This is a genomic window from Micromonospora violae, assembly GCF_004217135.1.
In the GTDB taxonomy this organism is placed as follows: domain Bacteria; phylum Actinomycetota; class Actinomycetes; order Mycobacteriales; family Micromonosporaceae; genus Micromonospora; species Micromonospora violae.
The window spans coordinates 2,279,746-2,295,090 of record NZ_SHKK01000001.1 but is presented as its reverse complement, the minus strand read 5'-3'; the positions used below and the strand labels follow the sequence as shown (position 1 = coordinate 2,295,090).

Here is a 15,345-nt window from a genome sequence, read left to right as displayed (position 1 = left end):
GGAACCCATCGATATCAATGTCTGCGGCCCGCCGAGACCTGCATGGACGCGAACCGCCCCCGACGCCGCGCGCGTCGGGGGCCGCTCGTTCAGACGGGTTACCGCAGGCCGGGCACGTCGATCACGATCAGCTCCGTGTCGTCCGCGCGCCCCGGGATCCGACCGTCGTTGCCCGGGAAGTTGTTGTCGTTGGCAACGAGCACCCGGTCGCCACCGAGCGGCAGCACCGACTCGACCGACTGCAGCGGGAACGAGAGGAGCGGGCCGACGCCGTACTCGCCCGGACGGGCCGGGGTGGAGACGCCCTTCGGGTCGGCGATGTACATCAGGTCGACCGCGGTACGGCGGACCAAGTAGCCGTCCGAACCCACCTCGTCCAGGTCGGTGACGACCAGGCGCTTGACCAGCGACTGCTGGCCCATGCCGTTGTCCCGCTCGATCAGCACCAGCCGGTGGCCGTCGATCACCGCCGCGTCTCCGACCAACAGGGACGGGTCGTCCACCCGGAAGGACCAGGTGCGGTTGGTGTACCGGTTGTGCCGTACGTCGAACTCGTAGACGACCCGGCGGCGCTGGTCCGGATCGTTGACCTGGGCGCCCTCAAGGATCGGGTACAGCGTCCAGCCGTCCTCGCTGACCGCCATCGCCTCGAAGCCGTTGCTGGCGCGCAGGGTCGGGGTCTCACCCGGGGCGAGATCCGGAGATTGCGGGGACTTGGTCCCGTCCGGCAGCGGAATCGGTGCCTGGAGCACCTTGCCGGTCTTGTCGGTGCGAACCAGGTACGGCCCGAACTCGTCGCCGATCCACAGGTTGCCGCGCGCGTCGCGGGCCAACGACTCGACGTCGAAGTCCGCGCCGGTCAGCAGTCGCTCACGCGTGTCGCCGTTGACGATCGGGAACGGCACCTTGTGGTCGGGGTCGCGGAAGCTGATGTGCCCCCGAATGGTGACGTCGTGGCTGCGGTAGCGCGGCTCGATCTCGTACGCGCGCAGCAGGAAGTCGGCCGAGTTGGTCTTCGCGCCGAAGCCGTTGTCCGGCATGGCGAGCAGCCGCTTGCCGGTGCGGTCACCCGGCTGGGCCGGGATCACCGCCGAGAAGCCGGGAATGGGCTGGCCCGGGAAGGGCGCGGTGATCCCGTTGACTGGGTTCGTGGCGAGCTGGGTGCCGGAGATCGGGCCCGGCTGGTACGCGGTCGCCGAGATCAGCGCCCGGTCCTTGAGGGTCACCTCGGGCCGCAGCTTCACCGACAGCGAGTACACCCGGGTGGTCTGCGTGGCGCTGCCGTTGTCGTCGGAGATGAGGTACAGCTCGCGGCGACCGCCCGGCAGGTTGCCGCCGAGCGCGGCGCCCTCGATGTTGTCCAGCAACGGGTTGGGCTGCGGACCCTTGGCGATGGCGCCCGACGGCGGGCAGTTGACGATGTCGACCAGCAACTCCTTGCCGAGCCACGCACGCGGGTCGGCCACCGTCGACAGGGACGGCACGGCGGAGACATCCGGTGCACCCGTGGCGGAGACGCGGTAGACCCGCACGATGTGGCCGCCAGTGGGGGCGTTGCCACGCTCCACGGCGAGCAACTGGTCGTCGCCGAGCGCGATCAGCTCGACCAGGTTGAGGGTTGGGTCGGTGCGGTAGGCGTACTGGGCGGTCGGGGTGTAGGCGCCGCCTTCCCGACCCTCGTACCGGAGGATCCGCTGCCGACCGCCGCCTGCGGCGTCGCGGCCGTCCACGGCGAGCGGTGCTTCCATGCCCGCGTAGAGCACCCGGTGGTCCGGGGTGGTGGCCAGCGCCTCGAAGGTCTGGTTGACCGCGGCCTCGCCGGCCGGGGCGACCCGGAACCGGTCCGGGACCGGCAGCGACGCGATCTCGCGGCCGTCGGAGAGGCGGAACCGGCGGATCGACGGCTCTCGCTCCGAGCTGGCCAGGACGGTGGCCCCGCCGCGCTCGGCGACGAGCCCCTCACCGTCGAAGTCCGCGCCCGTGTACGGCGTGCCATCGGGGCGGGTGAGCACGGTGACGTCGCGGACACCGACGTCGACGCCGCGCCGATCGGTCTTCAGGCCCAGCTCGTAGACTCGCGCGGGGGTCGTGCCGATGTTGTCCACCAGCGCCAGTGCGCGCCCCGGACGGGTGAACGCCAACGCGGACAGGCCGGATACCGGGGTGCCGGCGAAGGTGGTCTTGTCGAGGGCGTCGGAGAAGCCGAGCAGCGACGCGTCCGGCGCGCAGCTCGCCTCCGTACCCGGGTGCCCCGGGGTCGGGTGCGCAGGCGCGCCGAGCGCCGGCGCCGCCGCGAGCAGCGAGATCGCCGCCGCGGCGGACGCGACGGCCCGGGCCCTCGTGAAAGTGGTACGCACATTGCCTCCAGCATCAAGTCGGCGGCCGTTACCGCCGGGCAGATGCAATCGGCCGCCGCTCACCACAGTGGAACCCCCACCGGAACGTCGCCTGAACAACCGGTGCACGATCCTGTGGCCCCGTCGACCGGCGTGGTCAGGGATGCATGGTCATGCCCTTGAGTACCTTGTCCACCACGTTGCGCGGGGCGTGCAGCGCCAACCCCACCAGGTCGAGCTTGTCGCGGTCGACCGCCTGCACCGCGGCGCGGTTGTCCCGGTCGTTGCCGGTGGCGAACAGCTCGGACGTGAAGATCGCCAGCCGCAGGCCGCGGGTGAGGGCGCGCGAGTGCGCGCCGACCAACGCCGCCCGATCCCCGGCGAAGACCAGCACCGGCTGGCCGAACATCGGCAGGTAGCGGGTGCCGTCCGCGTCGCGGTACTCCTCGCCGATCAGCTCCGGCAGCGCGTTCGCGATGCCGCTGACCAGGAAGGCGGTGACGTTCAGCCGTTGCCAGCTCGCCAGGTCGTTGCGGAGCAGTACGGCGATCTTGGTGGGAAAACGGATCGGTTCGGTCATGGCGTCGAGCCTGCCCGCCCCGACGCCACCCGGTCTTGTACGTTCTTAGCGTGGCCACCCGCCCGGCCGGCTCGCACGTCAGCGCGTGGCGACCCGCGGTTGCCGGGGTCGCCGAGGTCTTCCACGCCCATTTCGTGGACCACGCCTACCCCCGGCACATCCACGACGTGTGGACGCTGTTGATCGTCGACGACGGCGCGGTCCGCTTCGACCTGGACCGGCACCGACACGGCGCGCTGCGGACGTCGGTCACCCTGCTGCCGCCGTACGTGCCGCACGACGGCAGCTCCGCCACACCGGACGGCTTCCGCAAGCGGGTCCTGTACCTCGACACCTCGGCCCTCGACGCCGAGCTGGTCGGCCGGGCCGTCGACGAACCGGACCTGGCCGATCCGCAGCTGCGCGACCGGATCCACCACCTGCACCAGGCGCTCTCCGCGCCGGGAGACGAGTTCGAGGCCGAGAGCCGCCTCGTGCTCATCCTGGACCGGCTGCGCTGCCAACTCCGCCAGCGCTCACCGGTTGATGGCTGGCCGGCCGGCCGTGGCCTCGCGGTCCGACTCCGGGAACTGCTGGACGCCCGGACCGTCGAGGGCGTCACGCTGCGGGAGGCCGCCGAGCTGCTGCACGCCCACCCGACCCACCTGGTCCGGACGTTCACCCACGTGCACGGGGTGCCACCGCACTCCTACCTGACCGGCCGCCGGGTCGAGCTGGCGCGCCGCCTCCTCCTCGCCGGGCAGCGACCCGTCGACGCCGCCATCGGGGCCGGCTTCTTCGACCAGGCGCACCTGACCCGCCACTTCCGGCGGTACCTGGGCGTCAGCCCGGCGCGCTACCCGGCCCGCACCTGATCACGGTCAGACGAGCTGGCCGCCGATGACCGACAGCAGGCGCAGCTTCTCGTCGCTCGGCGAGCCGGGCACGGCGGTGAACACCAACAGTGTCTGGGACTGGTCCGGGTCGACCAGCGTCTGGCAGTGCAGCTCCAACGCCCCGACCTCCGGGTGCACGAAGTGCTTGGGCGGGCAGTAGCCGGCCGGCACCGGGTGCTCCCGCCACAGCTGGGCGAACTCCGGGCTCCGGGCCAGCAGGTCGTCGACGATCGCGGCGGCCCGCGAGCCGCGCCCGTCGCGGGTGTACGACGCGTGCAGGTGCGCCACGAGCAGGCGACTCTGCGTCCGGTGGTCCTCCGCGGGGTGCAGCTGCCGTGCCGTCGGGTCGGTGAACCAGCGGTGGTGGGCGCTACGCGCCAACCCGGTGTGCCGGGTCTCGTCACCGAGCAGGGCGATGGCCGGTGCGGTCTGCGCCAGGGTCTCGCCGAGGTGGTTCACCACCTGGGCCGGGGTGTCCTGCATCCGGTCGAGGATCCGCATCATGCCCGGGTTCACGTGGTCGGCCCGCATTGCGCGGTGCGGAACGGCGTGCCCGGCGAGCTGGAACAGGTGGTCCCGTTCGGCGATGCTGAGCCGCAGGCCACGGGCCAGCGCGGCGAGCATCTGCTCGGAGGGGTGCGGCCCGCGCTGCTGCTCCAACCGGCTGTAGTAGTCGGTGGACATTCCACTCAACGTGGCGACTTCCTCGCGCCGTAGCCCTCCGATGCGCCGGCGCGGCCCCCGGGGCAACCCGACATCCTCGGGCTGGAGGGCCTCGCGGCGGGTGCGCAGGAAGCTGGCGAGTTGGGCGCGGTCCACGGTGACTCCGATCGGTGGGTGCCGGCGGCTGGCCGGCGCATCGAGTGCAACAGTCGAGCGGTGCGGTGGTGTTCCACCCACCGCACCGCTCGTCGTCGCCGCGGTTGGCGGCCGTCAGCGCTGGATGGACTTGGTCTCCAGGAACTCCTCCAGGCCCATCCGGCCGAACTCGCGGCCGTTGCCGGAGTGCTTGTAGCCGCCGAACGGGGCGAGCGGGTTCCAGTGGCCGGCGTTCACGTCGACCTGGCCCACGCGCAGCCGCCGGGCGACGGCGAGGGCGTGCTCCGGCTCACCGAAGACGCCGCTGGTCAGGCCGTACAGCGTGCCGTTGGCGATGGCCACGGCCTCGTCCTCGTCGGCGTAGGGGATGATCGTCAGCACCGGGCCGAAGATCTCCTCCTGGGCGATCGCGGAGGCCGGGTCGACGTCGGCGAAGATCGTCGGCCGGACGTAGGCCCCGACGGTCAGCCCGGCGGGCCGCTCCGGGCCGCCGACGACGAGCCGGGCACCGTCGGCGATACCGCGCTCGATGTAGCCGAGGACCTTCTGCCGGTGGGTCTCGGACGCCAGCGGGCCGATCCGGGTGGCCTCGTCGCCCGGGTCGCCGACGGTGTACTGCTTCGCCGCCTCGACGGCCAACGCCACGACCTCGTCCTGACGGGCGGCGGGCACCAACATCCGCGGCCACGCGCCGCAGACCTGACCGCCGTTGCTGAACGCCATCATGAGGCCCCGCTCGACCGCGGCGGGCAGGTCGGCGTCGTCGAGGATGATGTTCGCGCCCTTGCCACCCAGCTCCAACGCGACCCGCTTGACGGTCGCCGCGGCCACCGAGGCGATGCGCTGCCCGGCGCGGGTGGAGCCGGTGAACGAGATCATGTCGATGTCCGGGTGGGCGGAGATCGCCTCGCCGACCGTCGCGCCGGTGCCGTACACGACGTTGAAGACACCGGCCGGTACGCCCGCCTCGGCGGCGGTCTCGGCGAGGATGCGCGCGGTCAGCGGGGCGTTCTCGGACGGCTTGAAGACCATCGTGTTACCGGCGAGCAGGGCCGGCGCCAGCTTCGACACGATCTGCTGGAGCGGGAAGTTCCACGGCGTGATCGCGCCGACCACGCCGATCGGCTCGCGGACGATCAGCGAGTTGCCGATCTCCTCGGTCCAGGCGAAGTCGTCGGCCAGGCCGGCGATGGACTCGACCACCGCGGCCGGGAACGCGACCTGCGCGGTCCGGGACATGCTGATCGGCGAGCCCATCTCGGCGGTGATCGCCTGGGCGATCTCCTCGGTGCGGGCGGCGAGGCCGGCGCCGAGGCGGCGCAGCACGTCAGCCCGGTGCTGCGGGGTGGTCGCCGACCAGGCCGCGAAGGCCGCTCGGGCGGCGGCCACCGCGCGGTCGACGTCGGCGGCGGTGCCGGCCGGGGTCTCGGCGACGACCTCGCCGGTGGCCGGGTTCACGACGGGAAGGGTGCCGGCGGAGCCGGTCACGGTCTCGCCACCGATCCAGTGGCCGGTGACGGTGTGAGTGGAAGGTGTCATGGACCGACCGTCGCACCGTGCCGGCACCCCAACCAGGTGCGGTTGATCCAGGGATTCACGATCCCTGGCTGGGGCCCGGGCCGGTCAGAGCGCGAGGACGATCCGGCCGGCGGCGGTGCCGGCGTCCTGCCGGGCCCACGCGTCCGCGACGGCGTCGAACGGCACGATCTCGTGGTCGACGGTGAGCCGGCCGGCCGCCGCGTGCCCGGCCACCACGGCCAGCGCCGCGGCCCGCTCGTCGATCGACAACCCGTTGTTGGTGTAGCCGATCATCCGCAGGGCGCCGCTGCGCAGCACGGCGGACTCGACGGGCGCGGTCGCGCCGGCCGCGCTGCCCAGGTTGACCAGCCGCCCACCCGGGCGCAGTACCCGCAGCGCCGCCGCGGCCGGGACACCGAAGACCGGGTCGAGGACGAGGTCGACCGGCCCGTCGGCGGCGTGCCGCAGCCGGTCGGCCAACGACGCGACATCGTCGTCGGGGAGCAGCGGGATGGCGATGCTGGCACCGAACTGCTCGGCACGGGCCCGCGCCGAGGCCGACCGGGCCACGGCGATGACGCGGCGGGCACCGCCGAGCAGGGCGAGCTGAACGGCGGCCTGGCCGACCACACCCCCGGCCCCGAGCACGACGACCTGTTCGCCGGCCGCCAGGCCGCCGGCGTGGGTCAGCGCCGCGTGTGCGGCGACCGCGGAGAGACCCAGGGCCGCGAGCACTGTCAGCGGTACGTCGGTCGGCAGCGCCACCACGTCGACGGCGGGCACCGCGACCGTGCTCGCCATGCTGCCCTCGACACCGGCCCGCATCCCGGCCGACGTACCGAACCAGACCGCCGAGCCGTCGGTGAGCCGACCGACGCCCTGCACACCCGGCACGTACGGGGTCCTGGGTGGGCCGAAGTAGCTGGTGCCGCTGGCGCAGAGCACGTCCAGCGGGGTGATCGGCACGGCCTCGACGGTGATCGTCACCTCACCGTCGGCCGGCACGGGTGCCGGCCGCTCGGCGATCGTCGGTGCGGCGCCGTAGGTGTGGAGCAGGGCCGCGCGGATCACGTCGCGATGTCCGGGTAGGGCATCGAGAAGTGGGCCAGCCGGGCACCGTAGGACTTCTGGTATTGCAGCGGTTCGGTGTTGTCCCGTTCGAACAGGGCGATGAAGAGGGTCAGGGTGAGGAACGGGTGCGCGCCCAGCTCGAAGAGCTTCACGTGGTCGTGGGTGGCCAACGCCTCGCGCTCCACGTCGTCGAAACGCAGCCAGGTGCTCGCCTCACCGGTGTGGCAGTTCAGCACCGCGTTGGCGCACTCGGCCTCCCACCAGGCGACCAGCTCGCGTGGCTCGGTGCGGTAGCGCTCGACCAGTTCCGGGTCCCGGTCGACCATGAAGAGGAACTTGTTCAGCAGGTATTTGCTCATGCCGTCGGCGCTCCGTCCGGGTACCAGGTGAAGTACGCCTCCATGGTGTGGAACAGGTCGAGGGTGTCGACGTAGTCGGCCTTCGCGCCGGCACCGGCCACACCCATCATCAGCATGAAGTCCATGAAGCCGTGGGTGGCGTTGCCCGGTGAGTGCAGGCTGTCCAGGGTGACCTCGCGCAGGCACTCGTCCAGGTCGCCGTTGGCGATCCACCCGACGGCCCGCTGATCGAACTCGGGGTCCGGGCCGTGAGGGCCGAACTGCCGGGGCCCACCCAGCTCCAGCGAGAGATGGCCGGTGCCGATGACCGCCACCCGCAAATGCGACGGCCACGACTCGACGATCTCTCGGATGCTCTGGCCGAGCTGGACGAAGCGCTTCGGCTGCGGCAGCGGCGGCGCGAAGATGTTCGTGTAGATCGGCACGATCGGCAGGTCGGCCTCGGGCCGCAGCGTGATGATCGGGCAGGTGATGCTGTGGTCGATGCGGAGCTCGTTGCTGAACGCGAGGTCGAACCCGGCGTCGAGCCCGGCCCGCAGGATGTGCCCGGACAGGTCCTCCTGGCCCTTGAGCAGCATCCGGGGCAGCCCGAACTCGCGCTCCTCGTTGTACCAGTTGGCGTCGTAGAAGGGTGCCTTGCCGACCAGGAACTGCGGCATGTTGTCCAGCCAGAGCTGGTGGAAGTGGTCGGATCCGACCATCACCAGCACGTCGGGTCGGGCCCTGGTCAACGTCTCCCGGAAGGCCAGGATCTTGCGGGTCCACTCGTCGGCGAACGGTGGTCGGTCCTCGCCGGTGGCTGTGCTGGCCCGGTAGTAGAAGGGGTGGTGGGTGGAGGCGATGACCGCGACGATGGAGGCCATTCCCACTCCTTTCGGGGGACGGGAAGCGGGGGATCAGGGTTCGTAGACGGCGTTGCGGTCGACGGTGCGGTAGATGTCCATCCCGAGCGGCCGACGGCGCTCCTCGGCGAGGTGCCCGAGCAGCCCCGCCGCGCGGGCCAGCAGCGCGAAACCGCGCAGCATCTCGACGGGGAGCCCGAGGTCGGCCAGGGCCGCGCCGCAGACACCGGCGCCGTTGAGCGGCAGGGTGCGGCCCAGCACCCGCGGGTGGACGCGTCCGATCGCCTTGAACAGCCGCAGGTGCGGGCCGTGCAGGCCCTCCTCGGTCGCGATCCGGATCAGCACGGGCGTGCGCGGGTCCTGCTCCTTGTGCACGGGGTGCCCGAGCCCGGGGACCAGCCGGCGCTCCCGCTTGGCCCGGGTGACCGCGTCGAGCGCCACCGCGTCGTAGTCGGTCACCTCGCCGGCCTGGGCGAGCGTGTCGGCGAGGAACCGTCCACAGTCCTCGGTGACACCGAGGAAGCGCGAGCCGCCACCGAGCAGGCCGGCGGCGAGCGCGCCCTGCAACGACTCGGGCGCGGACAGGTACGTCAGCCGGGCGGCGATGGCCGTCGGGGTGAAGCCGTGGTCGGCGAGTGCCACCAGCACCGCCTCGAAGACCCGTACCTCACCGGAGGTGGGGCGGCGGCCGGCGACCAACCAGTACGCCAGCTCGCCGAAGCCCACCGTGCCCATCAGGTCGGCGGCCAGGTCCTGCCCGAGCAGGGAGATGGTGGTCGGGTCGGACGTGCCGATCCCGGTGGGGAAGCTCAGCTCTTCAGCCACGCGCGGATCTCCTCGCCGTGTTCGTCGAGCCCGGGCGGCGGCAGCTCGTACCGGGCCGGGGTGTCGGAGAAGGTGATGGGGTTGCGGACGCCGGGCACGTCGTCGACGGTGACGACCGGGTCGAGCCCCAGCTCCTGGGCGAGCGCCACACCTCCGTCGATGGTGTTGATCGGCGCGCAGGGGACACCCGCGGCGAGCAGGTCCCGGAACCACTCGTCCTTGGTCCGCTTGGCGAGTCGTTCGACCAGCAGCGGTCGCAGCTGCTCGCGGTTGGCGGTGCGGTCCTGGTTACGGCCGAACCGCGGGTCGTCCGGCAGGCCGGGCAGGTCGAGCACCTGACAGAGCTTGCGGAACTGCCCGTCGTTGCCGGCGATGACGATCAGCTCGCCGTCGGCGGTGGGCAGTGGCTCGTACGGGAAGAGGCTGGGGTGCGCGTTGCCCATCCGGAAGGGGACGGTGCCACCGGCGACGTAGCCGCTGGAGTGGTTGACCAACCCGGACAGCGCCGAGCTGAGCAGGTTGACCTCCACGTGCTGACCTCGTCCGGTCTCCCCGCGATGGTGCAGCGCGGCGAGGATGCCGATGCTCGCGTGCAGCCCGGCCATCACGTCGAAGACGGAGATCCCGGCCCGGTACGGCGACCCGTCCGGGTCGCCGGTGAGGCTCATCAGGCCGGAGATGGCCTGCACCATGAGGTCGTAGCCGGGGAAGTCCTTACCGGCGCCGGTGCCGAAGCCGCTGATGCTCGCGTACACGATCTTTTCGTTGTGGGTGGTGACGGTGCCGTAGTCGAGGCCGAAGCGGGCGAGGCCGCCGGGCCGGAAGTTCTCGATCAGCACGTCGGCGCGGCGGGCCAGCTCCTGCGCGGCGGCCAGGTCGTCGGGTTTCTTGAGGTCCAGGGCCACCGACCGCTTGTTGCGGTTGATGCCGAGATAGTACGTCGAGACCCCGTCGCGGGTGGGTGGCATCCAGGTGCGGGTGTCGTCACCACCGGGACTCTCCACTTTGATCACCTGGGCGCCGAGGTCGGCCAGGAGCATCGTCGCGTACGGCCCGGCGAGGATCCGGGAGAAGTCCGCGACGAGGAGGCCGGCCAGTGGGCCGGTCGACTGTTGCACCATTATTCCGCCCGTCCTGCGGACACCTGTCCGCCGAGACAGCTTGCGATACCGCTCCGGACCTGTCAACGGCGTGTTTCGTCAACGGGACGACGCTCTTGACACGAATCGTGACCGGGACCACACTTGCGCCACTCGGGCTGACCGCACAGCGGACAGGAGTCCGGATTCCCCTCGTACCCCGGAAAGGAATGGGTGGCGATGAGCGCAACCGACCGGCCGGTGGTCTTCCGTAACGGCCTGGTTCTCACCATGGACGACGCGCACACGGTGCTTCCCGGCGCCGACGTGCTGGTCATCGGCGACCGGATCGCGGAGGTCGGCGTCGGCCTCACCGCACCCGACGACGCGTTGGAGATCGACGCCACCGGCGGCATCCTGATGCCCGGCATGGTCGACACCCACCGACACCTGTGGCAGACCGCGATGCGGGGGTACGGCGCCGACTGGACCCTCACGCAGTACTTCGTCTGGTACTACCTCGAGTCGGGCAAGCTGTTCCGGCCCGAGGACGTCTACGCCGGTAACCTGCTCGGCGCGATCGAGGCGATCGACGCGGGCGTCACCACCACCGTCGACTGGTCGCACGGGTTGCAGACGCCCGAGCACGCCGACGCCGCCGTGGACGCCCTGGAGGCGGTCGACGGACGGTTCGTGCTCGCCTACGGCAACATCCAGCAGGGCCCCTGGGAGTGGGCCACCTCGCCGGAGTTCCGGGACTTCCACCGCCGCCGCATCGACGGCGGCAAGCTGGCCGGTTTCCAGTTGGCGTTCGACGTCACCGGCGACCCCACCTTCCCCGAGCGGGCCGCGTTCGAGGTGGCCCGGGAACTGGGCGCGGCGGTGACCACCCACGCCGGGGTGTGGGGCGCGACCAACGACGACGGCATCCGACTGATGCACGAGAACGGGTTCATGACCCCGTCCACCGTCTACGTGCACGCGGCGACGCTCACCCACGACTCGTACAACCGGATCGCCGCGACCGGCGGCTCGGTCTCCGTCTCGACCGAGAGTGAGCAGAGCGCCGGCCAGGGCTACCCGCCCACCTGGCAGCTGCGCCACCACGACATCCCGGTGTCGCTGTCGATGGACACCAGCGTGTGGTGGAGCGGTGACCTCTTCTCCGCCATGCGGACCACGCTCGGCGCGGACCGCTCCCGGGAGCACCTGGAGGCGCACGCCAAGCAGGACACCATCACCCACTGCCACCTGCGCGCCGAGCAGGTCGTCGAGTGGGCCACCCGAGGCGGTGCCCGCGCGCTCGGCATGGACGCCACGATCGGGGCGCTCACCCCCGGCCGGCAGGCCGACGTCGTCCTGATCAAGAACGACGCCTCGCCGGCGATGTTCCCGATCCTGAACCCGCACGGTCACGTCGTCTTCCAGGCCCAGCGTGCCGACGTGCACACCGTGCTGGTGGGAGGCCGGGTCGTGAAGAGCGACGGCCGCCTCGTCGGCGTCGACCTCGCCGCCGCGCGGGCCACGGTGGCTGCGACCATCGACCACCTGCGCGAGGCGATGGGGGAGGAGGAATGGCAGCGGGGCATGAACCCGGACATCCCCGAGACCGCGATCCTGGAGAACCCCTACCAGTACACCGAGTGGGACGCCGGTTCGGCGCAGTGGAAGCATTAAGACATGAGTGACACCGGAAGGGGCGCCGGACCCGACTTCATCGAGGCACTCGCGCGCGGCCTCGACGTCCTGCGCTCCTTCCGTCCCGCCAGCCCGTCGATGACGCTCAGCGAGATCGCCGCCGCCACCGGCCTGGCCCGCCCCACCGTCCGGCGCATCCTCATCACGCTCGAATCGCTCGGCTACGTCCGCGCGGTCGGCCGCGGTCACACCCTCACCCCGCGCGTCCTGGAGCTGGGGATGGTGTACATCAACGCGCTGAACATGTGGGACGTGGCCCGACCGCACATGGAGAAGCTCGTCGCGCAAACCAACGAGTCGACCTCGATGGCCCAGCTCGACGGCAGCGACATCGTCTACGTCGCCCGGGTGGCCGTCCCCAAGATCGTCACTCTGGGCGTCACCATCGGCACCCGCTTCCCGGCCCCCGCGACATCGATGGGCAAGGTGCTGCTCGCGGCCCTCCCACCGGACACGCTGCGGGCCGTGCTCGCCGAGCCCAGCCGCTCCGGCATCACCCCGCGCTGGCAGCCCTCGCCGGGCGACCTCGACGCCGTCCTGCGTGAGGTCCGGGCGAAGGGTTGGGCGCTCGCCGACCAGGACCTGGCTCCCGGAATCCGGTCCGTCGCCACCGGCGTACGCGACGGCGACGGGCGGGTCGTCGCCGCCATCAACGTGACAGTGCACGCCGCCGAGACCTCGCTGGAGACCCTGCGCGAGGAGCACCTTCCCCGGCTGCTACGCGCCGCCGCAGACATCGGGCACGACTGGGCGCTGACCGCCGCCGTGCCGGTGGTCACCGCCTAGCCTCCTCAGGTTGGCCGGGCGCGGTCTGGCGTTTCTTGCCGATCATGGCCTCTCCGGGTCGTCCGGGCCTTTCCGGGTCGTCCGGGCCTTTCGGGGTCGTCCGGGCCTCTCCGGGCCGTTCGGGGCAGCGCCGACACCCGGCCGGATGCCATAGTGCCGCGATGAAGGCAGACCTGCACAGCTACCTGAAGGGCGGCCGCGACTCGCTGCTGTGGAAGCTCGACGGGCTCAGCGAATACGACATTCGGCGTCCACTGACCCGGACCGCAACCAATCTGCTCGGTCTGGTGAAGCACTCGGCGGCCATGGAGATTCTCTACTTCGGCGTCGTGTTCGGGCGGCCGTTCGACCAGGAACTGCCCTGTATCGGCGATGGAGCGGACATCAACGCTGACATGTGGGCGACCGCGGACGAGACCCGCGAGGAGATCGTCGCGCTGTACCGTCGTGCGATCGCCCACGCCGACACCACCATCGAAGTCCTTGCACTGGATGAGATCGGCCGCGTGCCGTGGTGGGGCGATGCCGCAGTCACGTTGCACCACGTCCTGGTGCACGTCATCGCGGAAACACAACGGCACGCAGGCCACGCTGACATCGTGCGCGAACTCATCGACGGCACGGTCGGGCTGCTGTCTCAGAACGACAACCTTCCCCCGGTGGACGAGTCATGGTGGCTGGACCACCGCCAGCGAGTCGAGCAGGCCGCCCTCGACGCCAGCGAACGCAGCAACTAGTTCTCTGTCGATCGTTGGCCGGCGACCAGGCCACGGGGGACATCCTCCACCGGTCGGCGCGGCCTACGGCGTCGGCGCGGCCTACAGCGGTGGGCGTCGGCGCAGAGTTTCCTTCGTCGGCCGGGCTCGCCGAACATTGATCATCTTGCCTGAAAGTGTCGTACGCCTGTTCTAATGTCGGGTCATGGTTGAGGAGTTGGCGCAGGCAGACGACGCGGTCGCCGCCTGTGTTGACGCTGCCGCCTGGGCTCTCAGCGAGGATGATCTGGTCGGTGCGCTGGAGGCCGCGCACCGTTTGGAGCAGCGTCTCGCCGCGGTGAAGCTGGCTCTGGTCCGCGAGGTCGACGGTCGTGGCATCGCCCGCGCGCAAGGGGCCTCCTGCACCGCGGTCTGGTTGCGCGAAAGGCTGCGGCTGACCGTTCCGGCCGCCCGCCGGTTCGTTGACCTCGCCACCGCCCTGGACAGCGGCAACCCCGGCGTCCGCCAAGCGCTGGCCGACGGTGTCATCACCCTGGATCAGGCCCGGGTCATCACGGACACCGTCAACACCGTGCAGACCACGGCCGGCGCGGAAGCCGCCGACAAAGCGGTCGGTGTGCTCGTCGAGTGGGCCGGGCAGTTCGACCCCACCCTGCTGCGCAAACTCGGCACCCGCATCCTCGACCACGTCGCCCCCGACCTCGCCGACGCCGCCACCAAGGCCGCCCTGGACGCCGACGCCGCCCGCGCCGACCGCGACCGGCACCTCACCCTGTCCACACAAACCGACGGCCGCCTACGACTCACCGGCATCCTCGACGCCGAAACCGCCGGCCTTCTCCGCGCCACCATCGACCCACTCACCGCCCCGTCCGGACCGGACGACACCCGGACCCCCGGGCAACGCCGCCACGACGCCCTCACCGACGTCTGCCGACTCGCCCTACGCACCGGCGAACTACCCGACAGCGGCGGCGAACCCGCCCAGATCGTCGTCACCACCACCTACGACGAACTGACCCACCAACTCGGCACCGGCACCCTCGACACCGGCCCGCAACTCACCCCCGAGGTCGTACGCCGCCTCGCCTGCGACGCCGCCATCCTCCCCGCCGTCCTCAACAGCACCGGCCAACCACTCGACCTCGGCCGACAACGCCGCCTCATCACCGGACCCCTCCGCCGCGCCCTCGTCCTGCGCGACAAAGGCTGCGCCTTCCCCGGCTGCGACCGACCACCCCGCTGGTGCCACGCCCACCACATCCACCACTGGGCCGACGGCGGCACCACCAACCTCACCAACGCCGTCCTGCTCTGCGGCCACCACCACCGACACCTCCACCACACCAACTGGACCGTCCGACTCGCCAACGACGGCCACCCCGAATTCACACCACCCACCTGGCTCGACCCCAAACAACTCCCCCGCCGCAACCACTACCACCGACGCACATAGGAGCAGCAGCTCGACACAACGATCACCCCGGTCAACAGGCCAATCAAAGGACCAGCCCCGCACGCCCTACCTCCATGCAGCCACCGATTCCGATGCGCCCACCCAGGGCGACGGAAGTGCGCGGCCCAGGGTCCGACGCACCCTCACTCCCAGTCAGCGACCAACGGGAGAAGCGGACAGCATGCTGAGCGACGACCAGCCGACCTCTGGCCTGGCCGCGCTGGTCCGGGCTGCGCTGGTCCGGGTCGCGCTGGTCGTGGTCGCGTTGGTCCGGGCTGCGCTGGTCCGGGTCGCGATTCGCCGCCCGCGCGCTCCTCGGCCGCCTGATCGACACCCCGACGTCCGGCCACACTCGCACGGCCGATCGGGTGCGACGGCCGGGGGG

Annotated in this window: 14 protein-coding genes; 5 read left to right on the top strand and 9 right to left on the bottom strand. The window is 71.3% G+C overall.

The genetic code is table 11. The features are described from left to right. Positions 1–98: 98 nt before the first annotated feature. On the bottom strand, positions 99–2,357 hold the full coding sequence (locus tag EV382_RS10490; protein WP_130401371.1) for an esterase-like activity of phytase family protein: 2,259 nt from the start codon (positions 2,355–2,357) through the stop codon (positions 99–101). Positions 2,358–2,493: 136 nt separating this feature from the next. Next, complete coding sequence (locus EV382_RS10485) at positions 2,494–2,916, bottom strand: DUF2000 domain-containing protein (protein ID WP_130401370.1); 423 nt, start codon at positions 2,914–2,916, stop codon at positions 2,494–2,496. A 50-nt stretch (positions 2,917–2,966) separates the two neighbouring features. Between EV382_RS10485 and EV382_RS10480 the strand changes: the two genes are divergently transcribed. After that, positions 2,967–3,770 (top strand): AraC family transcriptional regulator, encoded by an 804-nt coding sequence (locus tag EV382_RS10480; protein WP_208758363.1) that lies wholly within the window; start codon positions 2,967–2,969, stop codon positions 3,768–3,770. A 6-nt stretch (positions 3,771–3,776) separates the two neighbouring features. Here EV382_RS10480 and EV382_RS10475 read toward each other — a convergent pair whose 3' ends face one another. The 7 genes from EV382_RS10475 to EV382_RS10445 all read right to left on the bottom strand — a co-directional run bounded on the left by EV382_RS10475 (position 3,777) and on the right by EV382_RS10445 (position 10,346). Next, complete coding sequence (locus EV382_RS10475) at positions 3,777–4,610, bottom strand: helix-turn-helix transcriptional regulator (RefSeq protein ID WP_130401368.1); 834 nt, start codon at positions 4,608–4,610, stop codon at positions 3,777–3,779. Between the two features lie 114 nt (positions 4,611–4,724). Further along, positions 4,725–6,149 carry an aldehyde dehydrogenase family protein gene (locus EV382_RS10470; RefSeq protein WP_130401367.1) on the bottom strand — a complete coding sequence of 475 codons (1,425 nt, stop codon included), beginning with the start codon at positions 6,147–6,149 and terminating at the stop codon, positions 4,725–4,727. Positions 6,150–6,233: 84 nt separating this feature from the next. Beyond that, positions 6,234–7,199 (bottom strand): quinone oxidoreductase family protein, encoded by a 966-nt coding sequence (locus tag EV382_RS10465; RefSeq protein ID WP_130401366.1) that lies wholly within the window; start codon positions 7,197–7,199, stop codon positions 6,234–6,236. After that, positions 7,196–7,558, bottom strand: coding sequence for a hypothetical protein (locus EV382_RS10460; RefSeq protein ID WP_130401365.1), 363 nt, complete (start codon positions 7,556–7,558; stop codon positions 7,196–7,198). Before EV382_RS10460 ends, EV382_RS10465 begins: the two co-directional genes overlap by 4 nt. Continuing rightward, on the bottom strand, positions 7,555–8,421 hold the full coding sequence (locus tag EV382_RS10455; protein ID WP_130401364.1) for a DODA-type extradiol aromatic ring-opening family dioxygenase: 867 nt from the start codon (positions 8,419–8,421) through the stop codon (positions 7,555–7,557). The genes EV382_RS10460 and EV382_RS10455 overlap by 4 nt, the downstream gene beginning before the upstream one ends. Before the next feature lie 33 nt (positions 8,422–8,454). Further along, positions 8,455–9,225, bottom strand: a complete 771-nt coding sequence (locus EV382_RS10450; protein ID WP_130401363.1) for a citryl-CoA lyase — start codon at positions 9,223–9,225, stop codon at positions 8,455–8,457. Next, the gene (locus EV382_RS10445; protein WP_130401362.1) at positions 9,210–10,346 is read right to left on the bottom strand and encodes a CaiB/BaiF CoA transferase family protein; all 1,137 of its coding nucleotides are present in this window, start codon (positions 10,344–10,346) and stop codon (positions 9,210–9,212) included. The genes EV382_RS10450 and EV382_RS10445 overlap by 16 nt, the downstream gene beginning before the upstream one ends. Positions 10,347–10,544: 198 nt before the next feature. Here EV382_RS10445 and EV382_RS10440 point away from each other — a divergent pair, with 198 nt between their 5' ends. The 4 genes from EV382_RS10440 to EV382_RS10425 all read left to right on the top strand — a co-directional run bounded on the left by EV382_RS10440 (position 10,545) and on the right by EV382_RS10425 (position 14,960). Continuing rightward, positions 10,545–11,981 carry an amidohydrolase family protein gene (locus EV382_RS10440; protein ID WP_130401361.1) on the top strand — a complete coding sequence of 479 codons (1,437 nt, stop codon included), beginning with the start codon at positions 10,545–10,547 and terminating at the stop codon, positions 11,979–11,981. Positions 11,982–11,984: 3 nt separating this feature from the next. Then, positions 11,985–12,788 (top strand): IclR family transcriptional regulator domain-containing protein, encoded by an 804-nt coding sequence (locus EV382_RS10435; RefSeq protein ID WP_130401360.1) that lies wholly within the window; start codon positions 11,985–11,987, stop codon positions 12,786–12,788. Between the two features lie 161 nt (positions 12,789–12,949). Beyond that, positions 12,950–13,525: a DinB family protein gene (locus EV382_RS10430; RefSeq protein WP_130401359.1), complete on the top strand. Its 576-nt coding sequence runs from the start codon at positions 12,950–12,952 to the stop codon at positions 13,523–13,525. Between the two features lie 184 nt (positions 13,526–13,709). Continuing rightward, on the top strand, positions 13,710–14,960 hold the full coding sequence (locus EV382_RS10425; RefSeq protein ID WP_130401358.1) for an HNH endonuclease signature motif containing protein: 1,251 nt from the start codon (positions 13,710–13,712) through the stop codon (positions 14,958–14,960). The last annotated feature ends 385 nt before the right edge of the window (positions 14,961–15,345 follow it).

Bases quoted from the DNA above. Each gene is read 5' to 3' on its own strand.
- EV382_RS10425 (WP_130401358.1), top strand. From the start codon at position 13,710: ATGGTTGAGGAGTTGGCGCAGGCAGACGACGCGGTCGCCGCCTGTGTT.
- EV382_RS10430 (WP_130401359.1), top strand. From the start codon at position 12,950: ATGAAGGCAGACCTGCACAGCTACCTGAAGGGCGGCCGCGACTCGCTG.
- EV382_RS10485 (WP_130401370.1), bottom strand. From the start codon at position 2,916: ATGACCGAACCGATCCGTTTTCCCACCAAGATCGCCGTACTGCTCCGC.
- EV382_RS10470 (WP_130401367.1), bottom strand. From the start codon at position 6,149: ATGACACCTTCCACTCACACCGTCACCGGCCACTGGATCGGTGGCGAG.
- EV382_RS10445 (WP_130401362.1), bottom strand. From the start codon at position 10,346: ATGGTGCAACAGTCGACCGGCCCACTGGCCGGCCTCCTCGTCGCGGAC.
- EV382_RS10435 (WP_130401360.1), top strand. From the start codon at position 11,985: ATGAGTGACACCGGAAGGGGCGCCGGACCCGACTTCATCGAGGCACTC.
- EV382_RS10440 (WP_130401361.1), top strand. From the start codon at position 10,545: ATGAGCGCAACCGACCGGCCGGTGGTCTTCCGTAACGGCCTGGTTCTC.
- EV382_RS10455 (WP_130401364.1), bottom strand. From the start codon at position 8,421: ATGGCCTCCATCGTCGCGGTCATCGCCTCCACCCACCACCCCTTCTAC.
- EV382_RS10460 (WP_130401365.1), bottom strand. From the start codon at position 7,558: ATGAGCAAATACCTGCTGAACAAGTTCCTCTTCATGGTCGACCGGGAC.